At 68.0% G+C, this 4,623-nt stretch carries 4 protein-coding genes and 1 tRNA gene; 2 read left to right on the top strand and 3 right to left on the bottom strand.

The annotated features are described in order from the left end of the window. The first annotated feature begins 11 nt into the window (after positions 1-11). Positions 12-88: transfer RNA gene (locus TSH20_RS34200), tRNA-Pro, on the top strand. A gap of 59 nt (positions 89-147) precedes the next feature. Here TSH20_RS34200 and TSH20_RS34205 read toward each other — a convergent pair. From TSH20_RS34205 to TSH20_RS34215, 3 genes are all read right to left on the bottom strand, one after another. Next, on the bottom strand, positions 148-564 hold the full coding sequence (locus tag TSH20_RS34205; protein WP_158282115.1) for a carboxymuconolactone decarboxylase family protein: 417 nt from the start codon (positions 562-564) through the stop codon (positions 148-150). A gap of 171 nt (positions 565-735) precedes the next feature. Beyond that, positions 736-1,536, bottom strand: coding sequence for a metallophosphoesterase family protein (locus TSH20_RS34210; RefSeq protein ID WP_109155943.1), 801 nt, complete (start codon positions 1,534-1,536; stop codon positions 736-738). Positions 1,537-1,635: 99 nt separating this feature from the next. Next, entirely contained in the window at positions 1,636-3,087 is a 1,452-nt protein-coding gene (locus TSH20_RS34215) for a tetratricopeptide repeat protein (RefSeq protein ID WP_109155945.1), read from the bottom strand. A 124-nt stretch (positions 3,088-3,211) separates the two neighbouring features. Here TSH20_RS34215 and TSH20_RS34220 point away from each other — a divergent pair, with 124 nt between their 5' ends. Continuing rightward, the gene (locus TSH20_RS34220) at positions 3,212-4,474 is read left to right on the top strand and encodes an ABC transporter substrate-binding protein (RefSeq protein ID WP_109155942.1); all 1,263 of its coding nucleotides are present in this window, start codon (positions 3,212-3,214) and stop codon (positions 4,472-4,474) included. Positions 4,475-4,623: the final 149 nt, after the last annotated feature.

Here is a 4,623-nt window from a genome sequence, read left to right on the forward strand (position 1 = left end):
GGTGCCATGATCGGAGAGTAGCTCAGCCTGGTAGAGCACTGCTTTCGGGAGGCAGGGGCCGGAGGTTCGAATCCTCTCTCTCCGACCAATAAGACAAGGGCTTCCGGAGAAATCCGGGAGCCCTTTGTCGTTCCGGACCGGTGCCGATCAGGCGGCGCGCTGCTGTTGCGACATCTGGCTCCGCACATGGTCGCAGGCCTGATCGACCTCCCGTGTGAAGGTGTCGTAGTCCACCTGCATGCCATTCAGGTAGGCGCTCCAGCCCGCGCTGGACTTCGCGTAATGAACGGCGGCCTCGATCTCATCCTGCGTTGCGCCGAACAGTTTGGCGAGCGCCGTATGATAGAAGGCGCAATACCGGCACTTCATGACGGCGGCAATCCCCAGACCGATCAGTTCGCGGTACTTCTGTGGGATCGGCCCGTCATCGACCTGCACGGCCTTGAACAGGCGCCATTCGGCTTCGATGGTGGTGTCGGGCAGTTCCTTGAAGAAGGATGGAACCAGCCCGAAGATGTCGGTGATCTCCTGGTATACGGCTTGGCGATCCGCTTGGCGATCCATGTGCCCCTCCCTGAGGTGAGGCGTGGGCATGCCGCAAGTTGCGCGGGCACGCTCGCGTCGAAGGCGGCCATTATGCGCCGTGAAACGTCGGCTGGACCTTTCCATTGCGGCAGATGTGCTTTTTAGACCTTGCTCCGGCGCCAATTCCCCCAATTTCGGCCAGAGCCCCCCTCACACCGTGCACAGGAACCGCCGGTCCGTCCCCTCCAGCACCAGGGCGGTCAGGCGGTTGGTGGCGTAGGCGCCGGTGTCGATGCCGATGCGGTTGGCCAGCAGTTCAGGCTCCGGCGCGATGGTGTGGCCATGGACGACCACCTTGCCATGATCGGCGCGTGACGCGAGGAAGACCTCGCGGATCCACAGCCGGTCCTGGTCCTCCTGCCGGTCGAGCGGGACGCCGGGGCGGACGCCGGCATGGACGAAATGATAGTCGCCGATGGTCAGGTGGCAGCGCAGGCCGGTCAAGAAGGCGCGGTGATGGGCCGGCAGCAGGCTGTTCAGCATCATCTGCGCCTGCTGCAGATGCTCCGTCGGCGCATCAGGATCGGGGGCGGGGATGCCGTAGCTCTCCAGCGTCGCATCGCCGCCATAGGTCAGCCAGCCGGGGGCGACGCGCAGGTCCGACAGGAAGCCCAGCATGGTGTCCTCGTGGTTGCCGCGCAGGAATACCGCGCCGAAGGCCGGCGGCAGCCCGCAGGCGAGCCGTTCGATCACCAGCCGCGAATCCGGGCCGCGGTCGACATAATCGCCGAGGAAGACGAGGTATTTCAGCAGGTTCGGCGCCTGTTCGGCATCGCGGGCGATCTGGCCCAGCATCTGCTCGAGCAGGTCGAGCCGGCCATGGATGTCGCCGACCGCATAGACGCGCATGCCGCGCGGCACCGATGCCGGTCCCGCCCGGCCGCCAAAAGGACCGGCCGAGGGAGCGCCCGAAATGGCCTCCGCCCACAGTCTGCGTGCCAAGCTCAACACGAGATCGTTCTCGAATTCGTCACATCCCGCTCCCTCACCTGTGTCCGGGCCGTTGCCCCTTCAAGGGGTTCCCGGCGTTGCACCGCATTTGCGCCGCTTTCAGTCGAACGGCGATGCGACCGGTGGCGGAAGATCGCGCGACGACAGCAGCGGCCGGCGCAGCCGCCCGGCGGCGATATCGGTGCGCAGCGCCTCGCCGTCTGCGTTGCGCACGCGCTCCAGCTCCGTCCGGTTGGCCTCGAAGAAGGGGTTCTGCTCCGACGAGTTCGCCGGCCGGGCATGCTCCAGATGGTAGAGCGGTCCCGGCACCCGCTCGACGCCGAGCCCCAGCCGACGGAAGCGCTCGACGATCTCGTCATCCTCGAAGCCCCAGGACAGGAAGGCCTCGTTGTAGCCGCCGTTGGCGAGCAGCCGCTCCCGGTCGAAGAAGGCGCCGCCGCCGGGGGAATTGCGGTGCATCAGCGGAAAGCGTGGGCAGACGGCGTTCAGCGGGGCCGCCGACAGGGTGTGGCCGAAGCGCAGGACCTCCCGGCCCATGATCCAGAAGAACAGCCCGTTGTAGGGGAAGACCATCCCGCCGCCCCGCCGCACGGCGTCGCGCGCCAGCACATACTGCACCGGGTCCACCACGATGTCGGTGTCGTGCAGGGCGACGATGGGCGTGTCGGCCGCCTCGGCCATGCGGTTGATGAGGTGGGCCTTGTGGGTGAAGGGCGTGTCGTTGCCGCGCAGATGCAGGTGGCGGCAGCGGGCGGCCAGTGCGGGGCCGAGCGCGTCCGGCACGTCGCTCGGCCCGTCCTTGTCCTCGCCGATCAGCAGGGTGGCGTCGACATGCTTCAGCAGGAAGCCGACGATCCAGCGCAGGTTGCGCCTGCGGTCGTCGCTGTCTGCGCGGAACGGGATCAGGATGGTGGTGTCGCGCAGGTCGTGCCGTCCGTCCGGCAGCCGTGCCGCCGTCGCCGCGCTGCGGGTGCGGAAGGCCTCCTCCTGCGCCGCCAGCCGCTCCCGCGACAGGTCGTCGGCGGGATTCAGCGCCAGCGCCATCTCATAGAAATGCACCGCCGCGCCGGGCCGGCCCAAATCCGCTTCGATGTCGCCATGCTGGCGCCAGCCGGCGGGATAATGCGGGTGGCGCCCCAGCAACGTGTCCAGCGCCGCCAGCGCCTCGTCCAGGCGGCCGGCGCCCTGCAGGGCCTCGCTCAGGTGATATTCGGCATCGGGGAAGTCGGGGCGCAGCGCCAGGGCGCGGCGATAGGCGACGATGGCCTCCTCCGTCCGCAGGGCGCGGTGGTGCAGGGTTCCCAGGTTGAACAGCGCATCGGCATCGGGCGCCCGCTCCACCGAGCGGGTCAGCAGGTCCAGCGCCCGGTCCATGTCGCCCCGGCGGCCGGCGATGAAGCCCATCCGGTGCATCGCCTCGGCATTGCCGGGATCGGCGTCGAGGATGCGGGCATAGAGGTCCTCCCCCTCGTCCAGGCGCCCGGATTTCAGGTGGTCGAGCGCGATGGCGAGCGCCTCGTCGAGGGTGACGGTCCGGCTGCCGTTGGGCATGAAGGTCATTCCGTTGCGTATTGAAGGACTTCGGCGATTCCACTTTGACACGGAGGGGGCCGGCGGTGGACTCTTCGGTCGAACCAAACCGCTTTGCGACCAGCCAAAAGGCATCCGCAGGACCATGACCAACGATCATAAGAACCGTTCCACCGGAGGACTCGCCCTTTCCCGCCGCACGCTGGGGCAGGCCGCCATCGCCGGCGGCGTGCTGGCCGGCTTCGGCCGCGCCCCGGTCTTCGCGCAGGACACCACGCTGAAGGTCGGCGTTCTGCTGCCGCGCTCCGGCCTGCTGGCCCAGGCGGGGCAGGCCTGCCAGCGCGGCGCCGACATCGCGCCGGCGGTGCTGTCCGACCTCGGCTATAAGGTGGAGGTCATGTCGGCCGACACCGAATCGAACGCCGACGTCGCCCGCTCGCGCACGGAAAAGCTGATCAACGACGGCGCCCATGTCATTGTCGGCGCCTTCGACAGCGGCCAGACCGCCGCCGCCGCCCAGGTGTGCGAGCAGCGCGGCGTGCCGCTGGTGATGAACATCGCCGCCGCCGACAAGCTGACGGAGCAGGGGTACAAGACCGTCTTCCGCAACTTCCCGACCTCCACCATGCTGGTGTCGAACGGGATGTCGCTGATGAAGGACCTGTTCGCCGCCACCGGCACCACGCCGAAGACCGCCGTCTTCCTGCACGCCAACGACACCTTCGGCATGGCGAACAAGGCCGCCATCGACGCGCTGTTCCCCAAGCTGGACATGCCGTTCCAGATCGTCGAATCGATCTCCTACGACCCGCGGGCGCAGGATCTGGCGGTCGAGGTGGCGAAGGCCAAGGCCACCGGCGCCGAGCTTGCCATCGTCACCACCCGCGCCAACGACGCCATCATGATGGTGCGCGAGATGGTCAAGCAGCGCTGGGAGCCGAAGGGCATCGTCTCCCCCGGTTCGCCCGGCCTGTATGACGAACAGTTCTACAAGGTGCTGGGCAAGTATGCCGACTACGCCATCACCAACCTGCCCTGGTACGACCCCAAGGCGGCGATGACCAAGCGGGTCGAGGCGGCCTTCAAGAAGCAGTTCCCGAACGACCGGTTCGAGGGCTACGCCTTCAACGTCGCCTTCACCTTCGAGGCGATCCTGATCGCCGCCGACGCCTTCAAGCGCGCCGGCACGGCGGAGGCCTCGGCGATGCTGGCGGCTCTGCGCCAGACCAACCTGTCGGACAAGCTGATGGTCGGCCCGGCGATCACCTTCGACGAGAAGGGCCAGAACACCAACCTGATCTCCGCCTGCATCCAGAACCACAAGCTGCGCCCGACCGTGGTCCTGCCGAAGGCCTCGGCCGAAGCCGACCCGGTCTTCCCGATGCCGGGCTGGGGCAAGCGGGCTTGATGTGAAGGTCTCCTGACTCTCCCTCTCCCCCCCGGGGAGAGGGTCGGGGTGAGGGGGATGCATCGCGTGCCTTCCCAAAAGTCCCGCCACGCATCCCCCTCACCCTCCCCACCGCTTTGCGGCGGGGCCCCCCCCCCCCCCCCCGGGGG

The organism is Azospirillum sp. TSH20 (genome assembly GCF_003115935.1).
Taxonomy (GTDB): Bacteria; Pseudomonadota; Alphaproteobacteria; order Azospirillales; family Azospirillaceae; genus Azospirillum.